Genomic DNA, 2,688 nt, shown 5'->3' on the forward strand with positions numbered 1-2,688 from the left:
TGTTAGTGTCCATTAGGACGCTTTAGTTAGGAAGCTCCTTGCTTTAGCAAGGGGTGGTTTCACTGTCTAACCCTAGAGAAATCATAGAAGGATTGAAAGAAGAAGAGCTAGTGAATGCCGAAAAAAACTTTGAAAGGCAAGAACTGGCTTATAAAAATAACCCTAGAGAAAATAAAAAGCCCAATGAAAGAGCCTTTAAAAACAAGCTGGATAAAATCCGTGCTAAATACGATGCGATTTTAGAAAAACAAGGCTCTCATATTGATATTAGTCAAATGGGGATTGACAATTTGATTGTGGATGAAGCCCACTTATTCAAAAATCTAGCCTTTGAAACTTCTATGGAAAAAATTGCAGGGCTTGGTAACCAACAAGGCTCTAATCGCGCCAGAGATTTGTTTATTAAAACGCGCTACTTGCATCAAAACAATAAGAAAATCATGTTTTTAACCGGCACGCCTATAGCTAATTCCTTGAGTGAAATGTATCACTTGCAACGCTACCTGACCCCTGATGTGTTGAAAGAAAGAGGGTTAGAATTCTTTGATGATTGGGCTAAGACTTATGGGGAAGTGATGAATGATTTTGAATTAGACACTTCCGCTCAAAGCTATAAAATGGTCAATCGCTTTTCTAAATTTAGCGATGTGCAAGGCTTAAGCACCATGTATAGAGCCTTTGCGGATATTGTCTCTAATGATGACATTTTAAAGCATAACCCCCACTTTGTGCCTAAAGTGTATGGGGATAAGCCTATCAATGTGGTGGTGAAAAGAAGCGAAGAAGTGGCTCAATTCATTGGAGTGGCGGATGAAAATGGTAAGTATAATGAAGGCTCTATCATTGATAGGATGCAAAAATGCGAGGGCAAGAAAAGCAAAAAAGGGCAAGACAATATCCTTTCTTGCACCACAGACGCTAGAAAAGTGGCTTTGGATTACCGCTTGATTGATCCTAACGCTAAAGTGGAAAAAGAATTTTCTAAAAGCTATGCTATGGCAGAAAATATCTATGAGAATTATTTAGAAACTCATGCCACTAAAGGCACACAACTTGGTTTCATAGGGCTATCCACGCCCAAAACCCATAGCCAAAAAGTGAGTTTAGAAGTGTTAGATAACGCTCATGGAATAGAAAACAAAAATCCCCTAGATGAAGCTCAAGAGCTTTTAGAGAGCTTGTCTAGTTATGATGAAAAGGGCAATCTCATCGCTCCTAGCAAGAAAGAATTAGAGAACGAACTCAAAGAGAAAAAGGCTAAAAGCGTCAATTTAGATGAAGAGCTAGCTAAAGGCTGTTCGTTTGATGTTTATAGCGATGTTTTAAGGCATTTAGTCCAAATGGGTATCCCACAAAATGAAATCGCTTTCATCCATGACGCTAAAACCGAAGAACAAAAGCAGGATTCATTTAAAAAGCTCAATCGTGGAGAAGTCAGGGTATTATTGGGCAGTCCCGCTAAAATGGGCGTAGGCACTAATGTGCAAGCCAGATTAGTCGCTATGCATGAATTAGATTGCCCATGGAGACCTGATGAATTGTTGCAAATGGAAGGGCGTGGGATAAGACAAGGCAATATTTTGCACCAAAACGATCCTGAAAATTTTAGAATGAAAATCTATCGCTACGCCACTGAAAAAACTTACGATAGCCGTATGTGGCAAATCATAGAGACTAAATCTAAAGGCATAGAGCAATTTAGAAACGCGCACAAATTAGGCTTGAATGAATTAGAAGACTTTAATATGGGGAGTTCTAATGCAAGTGAGATGAAAGCAGAAGCAACAGGTAATCCCTTAATTATTGAAGAAGTCAAATTGAGAGCTGAAATCAAAAATGAAGAAGCAAAATACAAAGCTTTCAATAAAGAAAATTACTTCAATGAAGAGAATTTGAAAAACAACTCTTCTAAATTGGGTTATCTTAAACAGGAATTGAAAGATTTAGAAACGCTTCAAAGCTCTGTAATGATCCCCACTCATACAGAGATCAAGCTCTATGATTTGAAAAATGAAGAGAGTAAGGATTATGAGCTTATCAAAGTTAAAGAAGTAGAGCCTTTAAAAGAAAACGCCTCTATGAGTGAAGAATTGACGCACAAAAAACTCAAAGAACAAAACAAGCAAATAGCCGAACAAAATAAAGAAAAACTAGACGCTATTAAAAAGCAATTTGCAAGCAACTTGAACACCTTGTTTTTGAATGAAGAAGAAGATTGTAAGCTTTTAGAATACAAGGGCTTTGTGGTGAATTCTTATAAAACTAAGTATCAAGTGGAGTTTAGTTTAAGCCCTAAAGACAATCCCAATATTGCCTATAGCCCTAGCAATATGGTCTATAAAAACGATACTAACCAACTGTTTAGCTCTTATAATTTCTGCGCTGAGATTAAATTTGATGGGTTTTTAAAGAGGTTGGATAACGCTATCATTAAACTCCCTGAAAAAATCAAGGAATTAGAAAACTCCATTGAAACCACTAAAGAAAATATCGCTAAATACACCAGATTAGTGGAGCAAAAACTTCCTTACCCACGATTAGAATACTTGCAAGCTTTAAAATGGGATCATAAAACTCTAATAGACGATTTAGCCAAAATGGGTAAAGACAGAGATTATAAGCCTGTATTCAACCCTAAATCTAAAGAAGTCTTAAAGAAAATGAACGCTGAAAAAAGAGCGAATTTAG

General features: G+C 36.8%; 1 pseudogene. It reads left to right on the forward strand.

Going from position 1 to position 2,688, the window contains the following annotated elements:
* Nucleotides 1-62: 62 nt before the first annotated feature.
* Nucleotides 63-2,688 (forward strand): annotated as a pseudogene (locus tag EWZ81_RS07045) (helicase-like domain-containing protein); the annotation flags it as partial.

The sequence above is a fragment of the Helicobacter pylori genome (genome assembly GCF_011140715.1).
Classification (GTDB): Bacteria; Campylobacterota; Campylobacteria; order Campylobacterales; family Helicobacteraceae; genus Helicobacter; species Helicobacter pylori_DA.